This is a genomic window from Pseudomonas sp. GW822-FHT01E03 (assembly GCF_058802985.1).
Map to the genome: position 1 here is coordinate 61,758 of NZ_JBXAOQ010000007.1, position 16,310 is coordinate 78,067.

Below are 16,310 nucleotides of genomic sequence, written 5' to 3' on the forward strand. Positions count from 1 at the left end.
TAAAAGACGTAAAAAAACCCGGCTGATGAGACCGGGTTTTTCGTCGAGTCCTGCGGTAAAGCACTGCATTCAGACAGCGCGGCTTTCGATCAGACGATCCGAACCGCCTTCGGCTACACGGTTTTGCAGCAGTTTGTCGGAACCGCCTTCGGCTACGCGGTTTTGCAGGAGCTTGTCGGAACCGCCTTCAGCGACGCGGTTTTGCAGGAGCTTGTCGGAGCCGCCTTCGGCAACACGTTTTTCCAGCAGGCGATCCGAACCACCTTCGGCGACTCGATTCTCGATCAGGCGATCGGAACCACCCTCGGCCACACGGCTTTCAATCAGACGATCCGAGCCGCCTTCAGCGACCACAGGTTGAGCGGCGGTAGCGGCGAAAGCGTTAACTGCGAAAACCGAGAAAGCGATGCCGAGAAGGGTTTGGCGTTTCATGATGGTGTGCTCCGGGGTGCTGATGGGTTGGTATGGAGCAGATGTTACGCCGTGGATTTTTTAAGAGAACTTCATTGAATCAATGGTGACTATCGACGCAGTCAATGGTGGATTCGATGCCCCTTGTGGGAGCGGTACTAGCGGGAAATAAGCCCGTGATCGATGGCGTACTTGACCAGCGCCGCCGGCTTGTCGATGTTGAGCTTGCGCCGGATGCTCAAGCGGTGTGTCTCCACCGTGCGCACGCTGATGTCCAGTTCCCGGGCCATTTCCTTGTTGTTCAACCCCTGCGCCATCTTCGACAGCACCTGGCTTTCCCTAGGGGTCAGTTCGTTGTCGGTGTTCCTGTCGGCGATCAGCCGCTGGGCGATTTCCGCGCTGTAGAAGGTTCCCCCGCTGGTGATGGCCTCGATGGCGGCGATGATTTCCCGTGACGGGGCGTTCTTCAGCACGTAGCCGCTGGCACCGGAGCGCACCGATTCACTGACGTATTCGTAATTGTCGTACATGCTCAGCACCAGCACCTTGAGCGACGGGTACTGGCTGCGCAGCACGCGGGTCAGTTCCAGGCCGTTCATGTCCGGCAGGCTGATGTCGACCAGCAGCAGGTCCGGCTGGCAACGTCCAACCATCTCGATGGCCGCGGCGCCGTTTTCCGCTTCGCCGACCATTTCCAGGGGCGACATCACGGCCAGCAGCGCCTTGATTCCGTCGCGGACCAGGGAGTGATCGTCGACCAGGGCGACGCGGATCGGGGAGGGCAGGTTCATCGCAGCTATTCACTCTTGTAGTTTTGGGTCGGGTCAGCGTTATGCGTCTGGTTTCATTGGCAACAGTACGTCCAGCTCACTTCTGCCCGGCATCGAGATCAATTCGAAGCGCCCGCCAAAATGTTCGACGCGTTCGCGGATATTACGCAGGCCAATGCCGGCCTGACGACGTTCGACCTGGGCGACGTTGAAACCGATACCGTCGTCGACCACCGTCAGCCGCACGGAGTCGTCGCAGCCGCGCAGTGTAATGGACACGTTCTTCGCCTGGGCGTGGCGTTCAATATTGGTCAGGCCTTCCTGGACGATTCGGAACAGCGAAACAGCCGCGCCGTCGACCAATTGACAGTCGAATTCATTTTCGTCATAGGTCACGGTCAGCCCGCTGCGCTGCTCGAATTCGGCAGCCAATTGGCCGATGGCCGCCGGCAGGCCGAGGGTGTCGAGCAGGGATGAGCGCAGGTCGTGGGAGAGGCTGCGGACTTCGCCGATGGCATCGCCCAGGCGCTCGGTGGCGTCTTTCAGCGTGCTCAAGCCCTTGTCGTGGGCCTGTCCGCGTTCCAGCAGATGGCTGGCCAGTTCGAATTGGAACTTGATCGAGACCAGCACCTGGCTGATGCCGTCGTGCAACTCGCGGGACACCCGTGATCGTTCCTCTTCCTGCAGGCTGACGATGCGCTGGGTCAGGCGCTGCAGTTTCTTGTCCGCCAGCCGATGTTCGCTGACGTTGAGGGTCATGCCGGTGGCGAATACGAACAGCACCGCGACGAGGGCGACCACGGCAATCGCCATCATGGTCTTGCGGATGCCCATGGCCACTTCGGCACGGGCCTGCTGAGTGGCGCGTTCGACATCCTCGAGGTAGATGCCGGTACCGAGCATCCAGCCCCAGCGATCGAGCATCACCACGTAGGCGAGCTTGTCGGTCACCTGGCCGGAGGAGGGTTTGTTCCAGGCATAGCGTTGAAAACCTTCGCCCGATTGCGCGCTTTTGAGCAGCGCCTGGATCACCGGCAGGCCGTGGGGATCTTTCATGTCCCACAAGTATTGGCCTACCAGTTCCGACTGGCGCGCATGCATCAGGCTGCGGCCTTCGTGGTCGTAGACGAAGAAGTAGCCGTTGATGCCAAAGCTGAGCTTGCGCAGTTCTTCCAGCACTTGTTGTTGGGCACGGGCATCGCCGTGGCCGTCGTCGTACAGGGGCGCGATCAGGCTCTGGGCCATTTCCACGTAGTTTTTCAGCTCCGCGCGCTTGCTCGCCAGAATGCTGTCTTCGATCAGTTGTGCCTGCTGATCGCCCAATTGGCGATTGAGGGAAATCACCAGCGCGCAGATGACGGCAATGGCCAGCACCAGCGGCAGAATCCCGAGGGCGACGATCTTGTGTTTGAGCTGCATGTTGACTCCTGCCCGCGCGAAGGCTCGGGATCATATGCCAAAGAGGTGTTCGGCCAGTAGCGTTGCTGGACGGAATGACCGGCGGCCGGGATGCCATTCAGTTGAAATACAGAACCTGTGGGAGCGAGCTTGCTCGCGATGAGGGCGGCACATTCAACATTGATGTGTCTGACAGCCCGCTATCGCGAGCAAGCTCGCTCCCACATTTGATCGGGGATGTCCCCCGGGTCCGGTGGTGAACCCACATGAGATCGGCGTCATCTACGTAGAACTACGTAGACGCCACGTACGTAGTAACGCGGATTTATTTGTGGACGACATGCGCAGATATTGGGCCAGCTCCGCACTGCGGACACAATTATAAAAATTACCGCCGCAGTCACTGGCTGTCGGCAGGAGACACGCTATGCCCCGTCTGGCTAAACACCTCGCCTGGTTTGCCGTGGCTGTCCTGGGAGCGATTGCGCTGAGTGTCGTGGCCCTGCGCCGCGGCGAAGCGATCAACGCCCTGTGGATCGTAGTCGCAGCCGTCGCCATCTACCTCGTTGCCTACCGCTACTACAGCCTGTTCATCGCCAACAAAGTGATGCAACTCGACCCCAATCGAGCCACTCCGGCTGTGCTCAATAACGATGGTCTGGACTACGTGCCGACCAACAAACATGTCCTGTTCGGTCACCACTTCGCGGCCATTGCCGGTGCAGGTCCGCTGGTCGGCCCGGTGTTGGCGGCGCAGATGGGCTACCTGCCCGGCACGCTGTGGCTGATCGCCGGCGTGGTGCTGGCCGGTGCGGTGCAGGACTTCATGGTCCTGTTCATGTCCACCCGCCGCAACGGTCGTTCCCTGGGCGACATGGTCCGTGAGGAAATGGGCCGCATCCCCGGCACCATCGCGCTGTTCGGCTGCTTCCTGATCATGGTCATCATCCTCGCGGTGCTGGCGCTGATCGTGGTGAAGGCCCTGGCCGAAAGCCCTTGGGGCATTTTCACGGTAATGGCGACCATCCCGATCGCGATGTTCATGGGCATCTACATGCGCTACATCCGCCCGGGCCGCATCGGTGAAATCTCGGTGATCGGCGTGCTGTTGCTGCTGGGCTCGATCTGGCTCGGCGGGCAGATTGCCGCGGATCCGGTGTGGGCCAAAGCCTTTACCTTTACCGGTATCCAGATCACCTGGATGCTGATCGGTTACGGTTTTGTGGCGGCGGTATTGCCGGTGTGGCTGATCCTGGCACCCCGTGACTACCTCTCGACGTTCCTGAAAATCGGCACCATCGTCGCCCTGGCGATTGGCATCCTGGTGACCATGCCCGAGCTGAGAATGCCGGCCCTGACCCAGTTCGTCGACGGCACCGGTCCGGTTTGGAAGGGCGGTCTGTTCCCGTTCCTGTTCATCACCATCGCCTGTGGCGCGGTCTCCGGTTTCCACTCGCTGATTGCTTCCGGCACCACGCCCAAGCTGCTTGCCAGTGAGGGGCATGCCCGCTACATCGGTTACGGCGGCATGCTGATGGAGTCGTTCGTCGCCATCATGGCCATGGTTGCCGCGTCGGTGATCGATCCGGGTGTGTACTTCGCCATGAACAGCCCGGCCGCTGTAGTCGGTGCCGATGCGGTGACCGTTGCGCAAACCGTCAGCAGCTGGGGCTTCGCCATTACCCCGGAAGCCTTGCAAGCCGTAGCCCATGACATCGGTGAAACCACCATCCTGGCCCGTGCCGGTGGTGCGCCGACCCTGGCGGTCGGTATCGCGCAGATCCTGCACAGTGTTCTGCCGGGTGAAAACACTATGGCGTTCTGGTACCACTTCGCGATCCTGTTCGAAGCGCTGTTCATCCTCACCGCAGTGGATGCCGGTACCCGTGCCGGTCGCTTCATGCTCCAGGACTTGCTCGGCTCTTTCGTGCCGGCGCTCAAACGCACCGAATCCTGGACCGCCAACCTGGTGGCCACCGCCGGTTGCGTGGCCATGTGGGGTTATCTGCTGTACCAGGGCGTGATCGATCCACTGGGTGGCATCAACACCCTGTGGCCGCTGTTCGGTATCTCCAACCAGATGCTGGCCGGTATCGCGCTGATGCTCGGCACCGTGGTGCTGATCAAGATGAAGCGCCAGCGTTATGTGTGGGTGACCTTGCTGCCGGCCGTATGGCTGCTGATCTGCACCACGACAGCGGGCTTCATCAAGCTGTTCGACGCCAACCCGGCGATCGGCTTCCTGGCCCTGGCGAAGAAGTACAGCGATGCGCTGGCCAATGGTCAGGTGCTGGCCCCGGCCAAGAGCATCGACCAGATGCAGCATGTGATCTTCAACGCCTACACCAACGCGACCCTGACTGCGCTGTTCCTGTTCGTGGTGTTCAGCATCCTGTTCTTTGCGCTCAAGGTCGGCATCGCTGCCTGGGGCACCAAGGAACGCACGGATAAAGAAGCGCCATATCAAGCGCTGCCGGATGCCTGATCATGTTCAATGACCTGAGTCGCCTCGGTAAATACCTCGGTCAGGCCGCGCGCCTGATGGTCGGCATGCCCGACTACGACAACTACGTCGAGCATATGCAGACCAAGCACCCGGACAAACCGGTGATGGACTACGAGGCGTTCTTCCGCGAGCGCCAGGAGGCCCGTTACGGCAGTAAAGCCGGACCGAAGTGCTGTTGAGTGACATAAAAAACCGGCTGAAAGGCCGGTTTTTTATTGAATACAGGAATGCCCTGATGACAACGTCCTTGCAGCCAATGCTGCTCATCCACTGTGCAACTCGTTACTGATTTGAACTGTTTATCAGCTATCTCCAAAGATGAAGCGACAGTTTCCCCGACCGGGACTTTAATGGAGGGTCTGGAGCGACTGATCGCGGGGCTGTCATAGCCTCAAGGCTATGGATCCCATACCGAAAAGCTATTTCATCAATCGGTGATCCGGAGCCACGCTCAAAGGTGGTTAGCTGAAAACAAAATCAAGAGGAGATGCCATGTCAACTGAATCGAAATGCCCGTTCAATCACGCCGCTGGCGGTGGCACGACGAACCGCGATTGGTGGCCGAACCAACTGAACCTGAAGATCTTGAGTCAACACTCGCCCAAGTCTGACCCGCTGGGAGGCGACTTCAACTACGCCGAAGCCTTCAAGAGCCTGGACTTCCAGGCGCTGAAAAACGACCTGACTGCGCTGATGACCGATTCCCAGGATTGGTGGCCGGCGGACTTCGGTCACTATGGGCCTTTCTTTATCCGCATGTCCTGGCACGCCGCAGGCACCTATCGCACCGGTGACGGTCGGGGTGGTGCCGGTTCCGGCCAGCAACGTTTTGCGCCGCTCAACAGCTGGCCGGACAACGTCAGCCTCGACAAGGCCCGTCGGCTGCTCTGGCCGATCAAGCAAAAGTATGGCAACAAAATCTCCTGGGCCGACCTGATCGTCCTCGCCGGCAACGTCGCACTGGAATCCATGGGCTTCAAGACCTTTGGTTTTTCCGCTGGCCGCCCCGATGTCTGGGAACCGGACGAAGACGTCTACTGGGGGGCTGAAGGCAAGTGGTTGGGTGGCGACGTGCGTTATGGCAAGGATGCCGGGCAAAATCCCGTAGAGCGCACTCTGGAAACCCCCCTCGCAGCCGTGCAGATGGGCCTGATCTACGTAAACCCGGAGGGCCCTGAAGGCAACTCCGATCCGGTTTCCGCCGGGATAGATATCCGTGAAACCTTTGCGCGCATGGCAATGAACGATGAGGAAACCGTCGCGCTGATCGCGGGCGGTCACGCCTTCGGCAAAACCCACGGTGCAGGTCCCGTCGATCATGTCGGACCTGAGCCCGAAGCCGCCGGCCTCGAGCTGCAGGGCCTGGGCTGGAAGAGCACGTTCGGTACCGGTAAAGGTGGCGACACCATCTCCAGCGGCCTGGAAGTCACCTGGACCACCACGCCAACCCAGTGGAGCAACAACTACCTGGAGAACCTGTTCGGTTACGAATGGGAACTGACCAAGAGCCCGGCGGGGGCAAACCAGTGGAAGCCGAAAAACGGCGCGGGTGCCGGCACCATTCCGGATGCACACGATCCGTCCAAACGGCGCGATCCGACCATGCTGACCACGGACCTGTCGCTACGCTTCGACCCGATCTATGAACCGATTTCGCGGCGCTTCCTGGCTAATCCAGACCAGTTGGCCGACGCCTTCGCCCGTGCCTGGTACAAGCTGATTCACCGTGACATGGGGCCGCTCTCACGCTACTTCGGCCCGGAAATGCCGAACGAAGAACTGCTGTGGCAAGACCCGATCCCTGCCGTCGATCATCCGCTGGTCAATGACAGTGACGTGGCGGGCCTGAAAAGCAAGGTGCTGGCGTCCGGCCTGTCGGTCTCGCAGCTTGTATCTACAGCTTGGGCGGCGGCTTCCAGCTTCCGTGGCTCCGACAAGCGCGGCGGTGCCAACGGCGGGCGTCTGCGCCTGGCACCGCAAAAGTCCTGGGAGGCCAACCAGCCAGAGCAACTGGCCAATGTGCTGGCCAAACTCGAAGGCATCCAGAACGAGTTCAATAGCGCGCAAACCGATGGCAAGAAAATCTCCCTGGCCGACCTGATCGTGCTCGCCGGTGGCGCGGGTGTCGAACAGGCTGCGAAAAACGCCGGCCACAGTGTGACGGTGCCGTTCAGCCCGGGACGCATGGACGCCAGCCAGGAACAGACCGATGTCGAGTCCTTCGGATTCCTTGAACCGATTGCCGACGGCTTCCGTAATTACCTGAAGCAACAGTACCGTGTACCGGCCGAAAAATTGCTGATCGACAAGGCACAACTGCTGACGCTCAGTGCGCCGGAAATGACGGTATTGCTGGGTGGCCTGCGCGGGTTGGACATCAATGTCGGCCAGAGCAAACACGGTGTGTTCACCACGCGTCCGGAAGCCTTGACCAACGACTTCTTCACCAACCTGCTGGATATGGGCGTGGAGTGGAAGCCCGTGTCGGATGCCCAGCAAGAGTATGAAGGGCGTGATCGCAAAACCGGTGCAGTGAAGTGGACGGGGACGCGGGTTGACCTGGTCTTTGGTTCCAATGCGCAGTTGCGTGCGTTGGCTGAAGTCTATGCCTGCGCCGATGCGCAGCAGAAGTTCGTCAAGGACTTCGTCGCTGCGTGGACCAAAGTGATGAACCTGGACCGATTCGACTTAAACCGCACTGTCTAGAGGGGATGTTGTCATAACGCTGGTTGTTGATGTTTGGTGGGCTGGCATGGGTAGTTTTAATGTGGTTCCTGCAAGCTATGATCGATACACACACTCAACACAAAAACCCGGCCACCGTGCCGGGTTTTTTGTTGCCCGTTCATCTGCTCGAATGCACCCTGCAATCCACACAGCTTCAAACCAATACGACTTGCGTTGTGACAAGACGCCCGGTGGGATCGATCGGCGAGCCAAGTAAGTCGCGACACGTTTCGCGAATCGCAAGCGTCTGGCCAAGGCATGATGGTCACCTTCCGACAAGAGAAAGCGAGCTCTCTCCTGTCAGTCCCTTTCCTACATTGGAGCTTGTCAGCGCTCGGCAAAGCTGTGCCCGAATGATCGCGCCCTGTGATTTACGATAATGGCGGGATTACTTCTCGACCAGTATTTTCGGGTTTGCGCTGCCCCAGACGGTATAGAGGTCGGCCAGTAGCGCACCGTTGATCTCTTCGACTTCAGCCTGGCTGACTTCGCTTGCGCCTTGTTTGCCAAACAGCACTACTTCATCACCCGCCTTGACGTCGGGTGCATCCGTGACATCGACCATCACGGTGTTCATCGAAACCTTGCCCACCACCGGCACGCGATGACCATTGATCAACACCACGCCTTTATTGGTGAACACGCGGCGATAACCATCGGAGTAACCGACCGTGATGTTGGCCAGTTTCGAATCACGTGACAGGGTGAATGTACGGTCGTAACCCACGGTGTTTCCAGCGGGATAGCTATTGACCGAGGCCACATGCGACTTGAACTGCATCACGCGCCGATACTCAGTGCGCGAGATGACGGTATCGCCAAACAACGCGCCGCCCGTGCGCACCATGTCCAGGCGCGATTCGGGTACTTCCAGGGTGGCGAAGGAGTTGGCCGCGTGCAGGGTGATTTTCTTGCGATCGAGCTGGGCCACGTCCATCAGCCAGGCCGCTTGTTCGTTGAAGGTTGCCAGGCCCTTGCGTACGTCGTCCTTATCCTCCACGGCGAAGTGGGTCATGATCGCAACCACTTCGACATTTGGCAGTTTGGTGATCGCCAGCGCGTCTTGTTTACCCTGCTCGGTAGCCATTTCCACGCCGTTACGGCTCATGCCGCTTGAGTTGAGACCGATGTGCACCTGCAGTTTGCGACCGTGTTTATGTGCAAGATCGGCCGCCTGGCGGGCGAAATCGAGGTTGCCAACCAGTTCCTCGATGTTGTACTGCAGAGCATTTTCCAGCTCCCCCAGGGAGGCGGTGCGAACACGGATTAACTGGCCTTTAAAGCCGCTTTCGCGAACCACTCGCGCCTCTTCGTTACTGGCGACCGCCACACACGGTACACCCAGCGCGATCACTGAAGGCATCACCAACCCGATACCATGACCATAAGCGTCGGCTTTCAGTACCGCACAGAGTTTCGACTTGCCGGCGAGCTCGGCTTGCAGGGTACGGATATTGTGCTCTAACGCGGTCTTATTGATTTCTATCCAGGCATTACTGATTTGCGCAGTCAGCTCGGAGTTGCCGTTAGCGAGCGACAGCGGCGCCGCCGCCTGGGCATTGCTCTGTAAAAAAACCAGGCCGAGGGACAACGCTAGAACAGTACGGGTAAAGGGCATCTGAAACTCTCCATGTAATCGGTCTTTTTATTATTCCGGTGCCGATTATTGGAAGGCGATGTAAGTTGCCGTTGTACGCCGGGTTCGAAGATGTAAAAACATGTAAGGAATTTGTTCGCGCTCAGCTTGACCCCAAGCGATGGCATCAGGAAGGTTTGTTGCCGGAACGGTTACCGCACAACAGAAATTCATGTCGCGACATTGGAGAGGGCATGACCAACGTCACTCGCCTGCACGCTCAGGTGCAGACCAACATCATGGTGAAGTGAACTGTTCAATGCTGTGGATTCATCTGCCTGCACCAGCTACTTTGAGATTTCACGCAAGGAGTTCGGACATGGCAGATAAATATGTTGGAAAAATAGTTGGGGTTGGCACAGATAACCTGGAGTACGTGATTAACATCTATCAGGACGAGACCATTGAGCGCTCGCCAAACGGCATGGTTCGACATGAAGGTCTGAAGCATTTCGAAATGCAATTTGGTGGTGCCGTGAATAAAATTTCCGAAACTGAGTACGAGATTGTCGCTACGGGAGTTAGGGTCACTGTGCATGATGGTGAAAGCTAAGAGGGTCGGCCTCTCATGCCTGACGGTGAATGAGTTCGGCTTCAGCATTGCCTGGTCATTCGCAACGGCTGGCTTCATCGGCGTGCTCGGCGTAGAGCAGGCTCGTCAGCTTGGCAAGCGCTGGGCTGAGCGAAAGGCAGACGAGAGCTAATTCGCGACACGTTTCGCGAATTAGCAAATTGTGTCGCGGATACCGGGAAGGCTCGAGTGATGTTCGCGAAGCTATCTGCCATCAATCGAATACTTGCCAGGACCAGTAATGCCCAGCAGCAGCAAGCCGCCCATGATACTGAGGTTCTTGAAATATTGGGTCATGTTGGCTGCGCGCTCTGGGTCAACCATAGTCCAAAAGTGATGTCCGATTAGAGCAGTACCGAGTACGAACAAGACGAAGAGAAATGCGAGTGGGCGGGTGTAGAAACCCACGACTATCGCTATAGCGACAAAGAACTCCATGACGACCGCAATCCCCGCAGCGACCATGGGCATGGGCACGCCGAGAGAGCTCATGTAAGTAGCGGTACCGTCAAAGTTGGTCAGTTTGCTCCAGCCGGAAATGATGAAAAGGATCATCAGAAGGATGCGCGCGAGCAGGATGATCTCGTTTCTCTGATTCTCGAACAGGTTGTATCTCATGACTACCTTCCTTTTGTGATGGGCAGTTTTATATTAGCTGCCGCCTGGAAGTTCGCCTGGGCACGACAACGCACTCTCTTCTGGTAGGAATCTGAAGGATTCCCATGACAACCAAGCAACCCGACTGGGAGGCAATTGAACGTGCCTCCCGGGCCGGATTGCTTTCCACCCGTGAGATCGCATCTGCCCAGGGCATCACCCACGGTGCAATCAATAAGCGCGCCAAGCGTGATGGGTGGGAGCGAGACCTCAAGGTGCCGGTCAACAGCATCATTCACCTGCCTGTGCAAGCGCGGCAACCAGTTCATCGGTGGTCAGGATGGCGTGAGCGAAGGTCGGACCGTTCAGCTCATGGGCCGAATGCATCATCTCCGGCATGAAGGCCGCGGTCGCATCCCGCACCAGGGTGACGTGATAGCCGAGTTCCTGAGCGTAACGGGCGGTTGCCTCGATGCAGGTATTGGCCAGCAGGCCGACGATGATCACGTGGGTGATACCCTTTTGTTTGAGGCGAAAATCGAGGTCTGTATTGGCAAAACCGCTGGAGCCCCAATGTTCCTGCACGACGATGTCACCGTCCTTCGGCGCGAAGTCGGGGTGCCATTCGCCGCCCCATTCACCCCGTGCGAAGTGATGCATATGCATGACCTTGCACTGGGTGGGGCTTGGGTGATCCCAGTTTTCATAGTCGCCTTTTTCCCAGCGGCGGTGCGGTACGATGACCACCGGGATGTTGAGCGCGCGAATGGTGCGATCAAGCGTGCGCAGGTTGTCGAGCAGGCCGACTTGCTTGGCCATTGGCTCGATCAAGGGGTAGATCTTTCCGCCCTCCGACAGAAAGTCGTTGTAGGGGTCGACCAGCAGATAGGCAGTCCGGTCAAGAGGGTAGGTGGCGTTGGGCATGACGGTTCTCCGCAAAACAATCCGTGGATGGTGAAGTGTAGTTGCTCAGAATCTACGTTAATATGATAATCATAGTAAATAGGAAAGAGGCAATACCGCATGTCGGTGAAAACAACCGTTTCTGAAACCCTGTGTCCGATTTCCCGGGCCGAAGCCATCGTTGGCGACCGCTGGACGGTGCTGGTGTTGCGGGAGTTGTTCATGGGTAGCCATCGCTTTGATGACATCCAGGCGCAGACCGGCGCTACGCCGCAAATGGTCGCGGCGCGCTTGAAGAGCATGGAGGCCGACGGGCTCGTAGAGCGCCGCGCTTACAATGAGCGGCCAAAACGCTACGAATATCACCTCACGGAAAAAGGCGACGCGTTCTACTCGGTGGTCCTGGCGTTGCGGGCCTGGGGTGAAACCTGGTGCAAGTCGCCCGAGGAAGGCCTGGCGGTGGTTTATACCCACCGCAGTTGCGGCGAGCCGGCCGGGCTCGGACCGATGTGCGCCCATTGCGGGCAGCCCTTGCGCCGCGCGGACCTGATCAGTGAGCCGAGTGCCGCCTATGTCGCCGAACGCAGCGCCCGGCGCGACGCTTTCAAGGGCAGTCGCGGGGCGGCGGGGGAATAAGACCAACGACGTGCCCGCAGCTGCGGGTTTGTATCCGCAGGTATCCGCAACGCCCGCCGTTACCGGGGCATACAAAACCGCCGTTTCCCGACACCCGGGCGATACACGGCGGCCTTCAAATGGAACCACCGGCACCGCGCCACTTTCGGCGCGGCCTGGCGTGGTTCAATTGGAGGAAAGACAATGTTGCGTACCCACACCCGTCACACCCTCGGCAAGCTTGGTCTGGCTCTGGCCGCCGCAGGGCTCGCTACTGTAGCGAGTCTCTCTCAAGCCCAGGAAACACAGCCGGCCCCGGCGATGAAAAGCTGGCAGCAGGGCCTGCATCGCACCGACCTGGTACGCGAAGACCTGGGCGCCGCCGATCGCGAAGTCCTTCAGGTGCTCGTGGACTTCGATCCGGGCGTGACTTCGCCCAAACATGCTCACCCGGGCGTAGAGGTGGCGCACGTGATCAGCGGTACCTTTGAGTATCAACTGGAAGGTCGGGCACCGGTGACGCTCAAGGCCGGTGATTCGTTGTACATCCCTGACGGCGTCGCCCATGTGGCGAAGAACGTGGGTGGAGGCAAGGCCTCGGAACTGGCGACCTACATCGTGAAGAAAGGCGAACCGCTGCTGATCCTGAAGGAGTAGTAGGAGCGAGCTTGCTCGCGATGGTCGTTAACGAAAACGCGCGCTTGCTGGCTATGCGCGGCGCTCTTGAGACCATCGCGAGCGAGCTCGCTCCTACACCTACAGCAATTGCGGTGTTCAAAAAGCCTGGCCTGACCGGTATCAAGACGACAGGCTAGGCTTTTTTGCATCGGTCAAACCAGATTGATTTCGACGTCGATGTTGCCGCGGGTCGCTTTGGAGTACGGGCAAGTCTGATGCGCCATTTCCACCACCTTGCGTGCGATGGTCGGGTCCAGGCCCGGCAGGCTGACATTCAGACGGGCTTGAAGGAAGAAAGCGTTTTCGGACTTGCCCAGATCGATTTCGGCATCCACCGCAACGTCGTTCGGCAAGGCCACGTTCAGCGCGACGGATGCCTTGCCCATCGCCCCGATGAAACAAGCCGACCAACCCGCCGCCAGCAGTTGCTCAGGATTGGTGCCGGCACCTGAAGAGCCGGGAGGCGAAAGCTTGATGTCCAGACGTCCGTCGGTGCTGCGCGCCTGACCGTCGCGGCCGCCGGTGGTGTGGGTCTTGCCGGTGTACAGCACGGTATCGATTGCATTGATCATGGTGGTTTTTCCTGTCAGTGGGTCGCTGGAATGCTCGGAAAACCTGCGCTTTCCGATGCGCCACACTTTTTCATTTCCATGTACTGCACATATGTCCTGAACCTGGCGGATTTGTATCGCTGTGTAAGGTGGCCGGGAGGAAGTACAGTTCGATACAAACCGCTTGAATGCCTTCGACTGGGGAGGGTGTGGCGGTCAAGCTTGGCGTTCCACACTCAGTGTCCCGGTGGTGTTATTGACTGCAAACTTCCCACACACAACCGCGCAGCCAGCGATGCGCCGGGTCGGCGTCCATGCGCGGGTGCCACTGCATCGAAACCGTGATCGGTGGCGTGGGGAACGGCAGGGCAAAGCAATGCATTCCCTGGCACAGGTTGCCGACGTGCCGCTGCGGTACGCTGGCGACCAGGTCCGAAGCCCGCGCCAAAGCAATCGCCGAAGAGAAGCCAGCGACAATGGTGGCGATGTCGCGCGTCAGTTCCAGCTCATTCAAGGCATCGTCCATGACGCCCTTTTCGTGGCCCCGACGCGAGACCAGGATGTGCCGGGCGGCGGCATAACGAACCGCTGTCATCTCGCCTCGAGCCAGTGGATGACCCTTGCGCACCACGCCAATGAACCGGTCGCGAAACAGCATCCGGGTCCGCACTTCCGGGCTGGTCGATTCGCCGATCACACCGGTTTCCAGGTCCACCGAGCCGTCGCGCAGCAGGGTGCTGTCCTTGTTCAGCTTCTGCACGAAATTCAGGCGGACACCGGGTGCTTCCTGGTGGAGGCGGGCGATCAGTGGTGGTCCGAAATTTTCCACGAAGCCATCGCTGGTGCGCAGGGTGAAGGTGCGCGCCAGTTGATTGAGATTCAGTGCCTCGGCGGGGCGCAGGACGGCTTCGGCATCCTGCACGAGTGCGCCGACGCGTTCACGCAGCTCCAGCGCCCGGGGCGTGGGAACCAGTCCGCGACCGGCCCGCACCAGCAGCGGATCACCCGTGGTTTCGCGCAACCGCGCCAGCGCCCGGCTCATGGCTGAGGGGCTCAGGCGCAAACGCTGCGCGGCGCGGGCCACGCTGCCTTCTTCGAGCAACACGTTCAGGGTGATCAACAGATTCAGATCTGGCATCGAATCAATTCCTGTGGGAGCGAGCCCTGTGGCGAGGGGGCTTGCCCCCGTTGGGTTGCGAAGCAGCCCCAAAATCTCTGATGCACCAAAGATCTTGTGAGTGCTACGCACTCAAACGGGGGCAAGCCCCCTCGCCACAGGGCTCGCTCCCACATTTTTGAGTGTGGCGTTGTATGCACGTATAAAGTGCAAATGCTGCGTCTTCCGCCATGTTAGGTGCGGGCTTAGGCTCGAGACAACCTATTTGCGGAGTCACGAGAAAATGAAGTCCATATCGATTCGGGGCGCCTTGGCCAGCCTGTCGTTATCCATGTTGCTGTCGTCCCTGGGCACCAGCATTGCCAACGTTGGTTTACCGACACTGGCCGCAGCGTTCTCGGCCTCCTTCCAGCAAGTGCAATGGGTGGTGCTCGCTTACCTGCTGGCGATCACGGCGTTGATCGTCAGTGTCGGGCGGCTCGGCGACATCATTGGCCGTCGGCGATTGCTGCTGATCGGCATTGCGGTGTTCGCCGTCGCCTCGTTCCTGTGCGCCCTGGCGGCCAGTCTGTGGTTGCTGATAGCCGCAAGGGCCTTACAGGGCATCGGCGCGGCCATCATGATGGCGTTGACCATGGCGCTGGTGAGCGAGGCAGTGCCCAAGGCAAAAATGGGCAGCGCGATGGGCCTGCTCGGCACCATGTCGGCGATTGGCACATCGCTCGGCCCGACCCTCGGCGGTTTTTTGATTGCCAATCTGGGGTGGCAGGCGATTTTTCTGGTCAATGTGCCGTTGGGTGTTTTGGCGATTGGGCTCGCGCATCGTTTTTTACCGAAAGATTGCCGTGGGAAAAGGGCGGATCGAGCGGGTTTCGATGTCCTCGGCACCCTGGTACTGGTCTTGACACTGCTGGCCTATGCGCTGGCGATGACCCTCGGGCGTGGCGGTTTTGGTCCGCTGAACACGGCACTGTTGCTGGTGGCGATGGTTGGGGCGGGCGTGTTTGTGTTCGTCGAGCGTACAGCCGAGTCACCGCTGGTTCGACTGACGATGTTCCGCAATCCTCAGTTGAGCGCAGGTTTCGTCATGAGCATGCTGGTGACGACCGTGGTCATGGCCACCCTGGTGGTGGGGCCGTTTTATCTCACCGGCGCACTGGCATTGAATGCAGCGAGCGTTGGCCTGGTGATGTCGACGGGGCCGCTGGTCGCTGCACTGGCCGGGATTCCGGCGGGTCGATGGGTCGACGGATTGGGCGCGCATCGATCCAGCATGCTCGGATTGATTGCCATGTTGACCGGCGCTTGCATCCTGCCCGCCGTGCCGACGGGCTTTGGTGCGCTCGGCTACATCGTGCCACTGGCGGTCATTACCGCCGGTTACGCGCTGTTCCAGGCGGCCAACAATACCGCCGTCATGTCGAATATTGCGACGCCGCAGCGTGGCGTGGTGTCCGGTTTGCTCGGGTTGTCGCGCAATCTTGGCTTGATCACCGGCGCTAGCGTGATGGGCGCAGTGTTCGCCTTCGGTTCGGCCAGCAACGATGTTTTGCAAGCGCAACCCGAAGCCATCGCACAGGGAATGCGGCTGACGTTCGTGGTCGCCGCCGGGCTGATCCTCGTCGCCCTGGCGATTGGCGCAGTCAGCAAAATCGTTTCACGTCGCCTGATCGCGCCGTGCTGAAAAACGGCGCGACTGTCGTGAAAACGACCTGTTTGCGCTGAACGCGAAGCCTCGCGAGTTTTCTGTTGAACGAGTGTTCAGTCTGGACTATGTTGAGGGCCACCTTCCCCCGGCTGGTTGCGGGCTTGCGTTTCTTCAATTCGAAC

The 16,310-nt window shown here is 59.3% G+C and carries 16 protein-coding genes; 8 read left to right on the forward strand and 8 right to left on the reverse strand.

The genetic code is table 11. From position 1 onward, the window contains the following. Nucleotides 1-69 precede the first annotated feature (69 nt). From AC1RP7_RS15530 to AC1RP7_RS15540, 3 genes are all read right to left on the reverse strand, one after another. Nucleotides 70-432, reverse strand: a complete 363-nt coding sequence (locus AC1RP7_RS15530) for a hypothetical protein (protein ID WP_492624221.1) — start codon at nucleotides 430-432, stop codon at nucleotides 70-72. 137 nt (nucleotides 433-569) lie between these two features. Beyond that, nucleotides 570-1,202, reverse strand: a complete 633-nt coding sequence (locus AC1RP7_RS15535) for a response regulator (RefSeq protein WP_090456295.1) — start codon at nucleotides 1,200-1,202, stop codon at nucleotides 570-572. Nucleotides 1,203-1,241: 39 nt separating this feature from the next. Further along, the gene (locus AC1RP7_RS15540) at nucleotides 1,242-2,600 is read right to left on the reverse strand and encodes a cache domain-containing protein (protein ID WP_349736726.1); all 1,359 of its coding nucleotides are present in this window, start codon (nucleotides 2,598-2,600) and stop codon (nucleotides 1,242-1,244) included. A 406-nt stretch (nucleotides 2,601-3,006) separates the two neighbouring features. Here AC1RP7_RS15540 and AC1RP7_RS15545 point away from each other — a divergent pair, with 406 nt between their 5' ends. From AC1RP7_RS15545 to katG, 3 genes are all read left to right on the forward strand, one after another. Beyond that, the gene (locus AC1RP7_RS15545; protein WP_090456291.1) at nucleotides 3,007-5,064 is read left to right on the forward strand and encodes a carbon starvation CstA family protein; all 2,058 of its coding nucleotides are present in this window, start codon (nucleotides 3,007-3,009) and stop codon (nucleotides 5,062-5,064) included. A 2-nt stretch (nucleotides 5,065-5,066) separates the two neighbouring features. Next, a complete protein-coding gene (locus tag AC1RP7_RS15550) occupies nucleotides 5,067-5,264 on the forward strand; it encodes a YbdD/YjiX family protein (protein ID WP_007976534.1) in 198 nt (65 codons plus the stop codon). A 313-nt stretch (nucleotides 5,265-5,577) separates the two neighbouring features. Beyond that, on the forward strand, nucleotides 5,578-7,791 hold the full coding sequence (katG, locus tag AC1RP7_RS15555) for a catalase/peroxidase HPI (protein ID WP_090456289.1): 2,214 nt from the start codon (nucleotides 5,578-5,580) through the stop codon (nucleotides 7,789-7,791). A 409-nt stretch (nucleotides 7,792-8,200) separates the two neighbouring features. On the opposite strand, the gene alr is transcribed toward katG, so the two are convergent. Then, complete coding sequence (alr, locus tag AC1RP7_RS15560) at nucleotides 8,201-9,430, reverse strand: alanine racemase (protein WP_090456287.1); 1,230 nt, start codon at nucleotides 9,428-9,430, stop codon at nucleotides 8,201-8,203. A 337-nt stretch (nucleotides 9,431-9,767) separates the two neighbouring features. On the opposite strand from alr, the gene AC1RP7_RS15565 reads away from it, so the two are divergent. Together AC1RP7_RS15565 and AC1RP7_RS15570 are read left to right on the forward strand one after the other, a co-directional pair. Continuing rightward, complete coding sequence (locus AC1RP7_RS15565) at nucleotides 9,768-10,001, forward strand: hypothetical protein (protein ID WP_090456285.1); 234 nt, start codon at nucleotides 9,768-9,770, stop codon at nucleotides 9,999-10,001. Then, nucleotides 9,985-10,152: a hypothetical protein gene (locus AC1RP7_RS15570; protein ID WP_407516494.1), complete on the forward strand. Its 168-nt coding sequence runs from the start codon at nucleotides 9,985-9,987 to the stop codon at nucleotides 10,150-10,152. Before AC1RP7_RS15565 ends, AC1RP7_RS15570 begins: the two co-directional genes overlap by 17 nt. Nucleotides 10,153-10,223: 71 nt before the next feature. Here AC1RP7_RS15570 and AC1RP7_RS15575 read toward each other — a convergent pair whose 3' ends face one another. Together AC1RP7_RS15575 and AC1RP7_RS15580 are read right to left on the reverse strand one after the other, a co-directional pair. Continuing rightward, nucleotides 10,224-10,637: a DoxX family protein gene (locus tag AC1RP7_RS15575; RefSeq protein WP_218496475.1), complete on the reverse strand. Its 414-nt coding sequence runs from the start codon at nucleotides 10,635-10,637 to the stop codon at nucleotides 10,224-10,226. Between the two features lie 270 nt (nucleotides 10,638-10,907). Next, complete coding sequence (locus AC1RP7_RS15580; RefSeq protein ID WP_090456283.1) at nucleotides 10,908-11,540, reverse strand: cysteine hydrolase family protein; 633 nt, start codon at nucleotides 11,538-11,540, stop codon at nucleotides 10,908-10,910. A gap of 99 nt (nucleotides 11,541-11,639) precedes the next feature. On the opposite strand from AC1RP7_RS15580, the gene AC1RP7_RS15585 reads away from it, so the two are divergent. Together AC1RP7_RS15585 and AC1RP7_RS15590 are read left to right on the forward strand one after the other, a co-directional pair. Further along, complete coding sequence (locus AC1RP7_RS15585; protein WP_340317040.1) at nucleotides 11,640-12,155, forward strand: winged helix-turn-helix transcriptional regulator; 516 nt, start codon at nucleotides 11,640-11,642, stop codon at nucleotides 12,153-12,155. 183 nt (nucleotides 12,156-12,338) lie between these two features. Next, nucleotides 12,339-12,791: a cupin domain-containing protein gene (locus AC1RP7_RS15590; protein WP_223531989.1), complete on the forward strand. Its 453-nt coding sequence runs from the start codon at nucleotides 12,339-12,341 to the stop codon at nucleotides 12,789-12,791. A gap of 173 nt (nucleotides 12,792-12,964) precedes the next feature. Here the strand turns inward: AC1RP7_RS15590 and AC1RP7_RS15595 are convergent, their stop codons facing one another. Then, the gene (locus tag AC1RP7_RS15595) at nucleotides 12,965-13,384 is read right to left on the reverse strand and encodes an organic hydroperoxide resistance protein (protein WP_340317038.1); all 420 of its coding nucleotides are present in this window, start codon (nucleotides 13,382-13,384) and stop codon (nucleotides 12,965-12,967) included. A gap of 232 nt (nucleotides 13,385-13,616) precedes the next feature. Then, entirely contained in the window at nucleotides 13,617-14,501 is an 885-nt protein-coding gene (locus AC1RP7_RS15600; RefSeq protein ID WP_493182583.1) for a LysR family transcriptional regulator, read from the reverse strand. A gap of 244 nt (nucleotides 14,502-14,745) precedes the next feature. On the opposite strand from AC1RP7_RS15600, the gene AC1RP7_RS15605 reads away from it, so the two are divergent. Then, entirely contained in the window at nucleotides 14,746-16,164 is a 1,419-nt protein-coding gene (locus tag AC1RP7_RS15605; protein ID WP_493182584.1) for an MFS transporter, read from the forward strand. Nucleotides 16,165-16,310 lie beyond the last annotated feature (146 nt).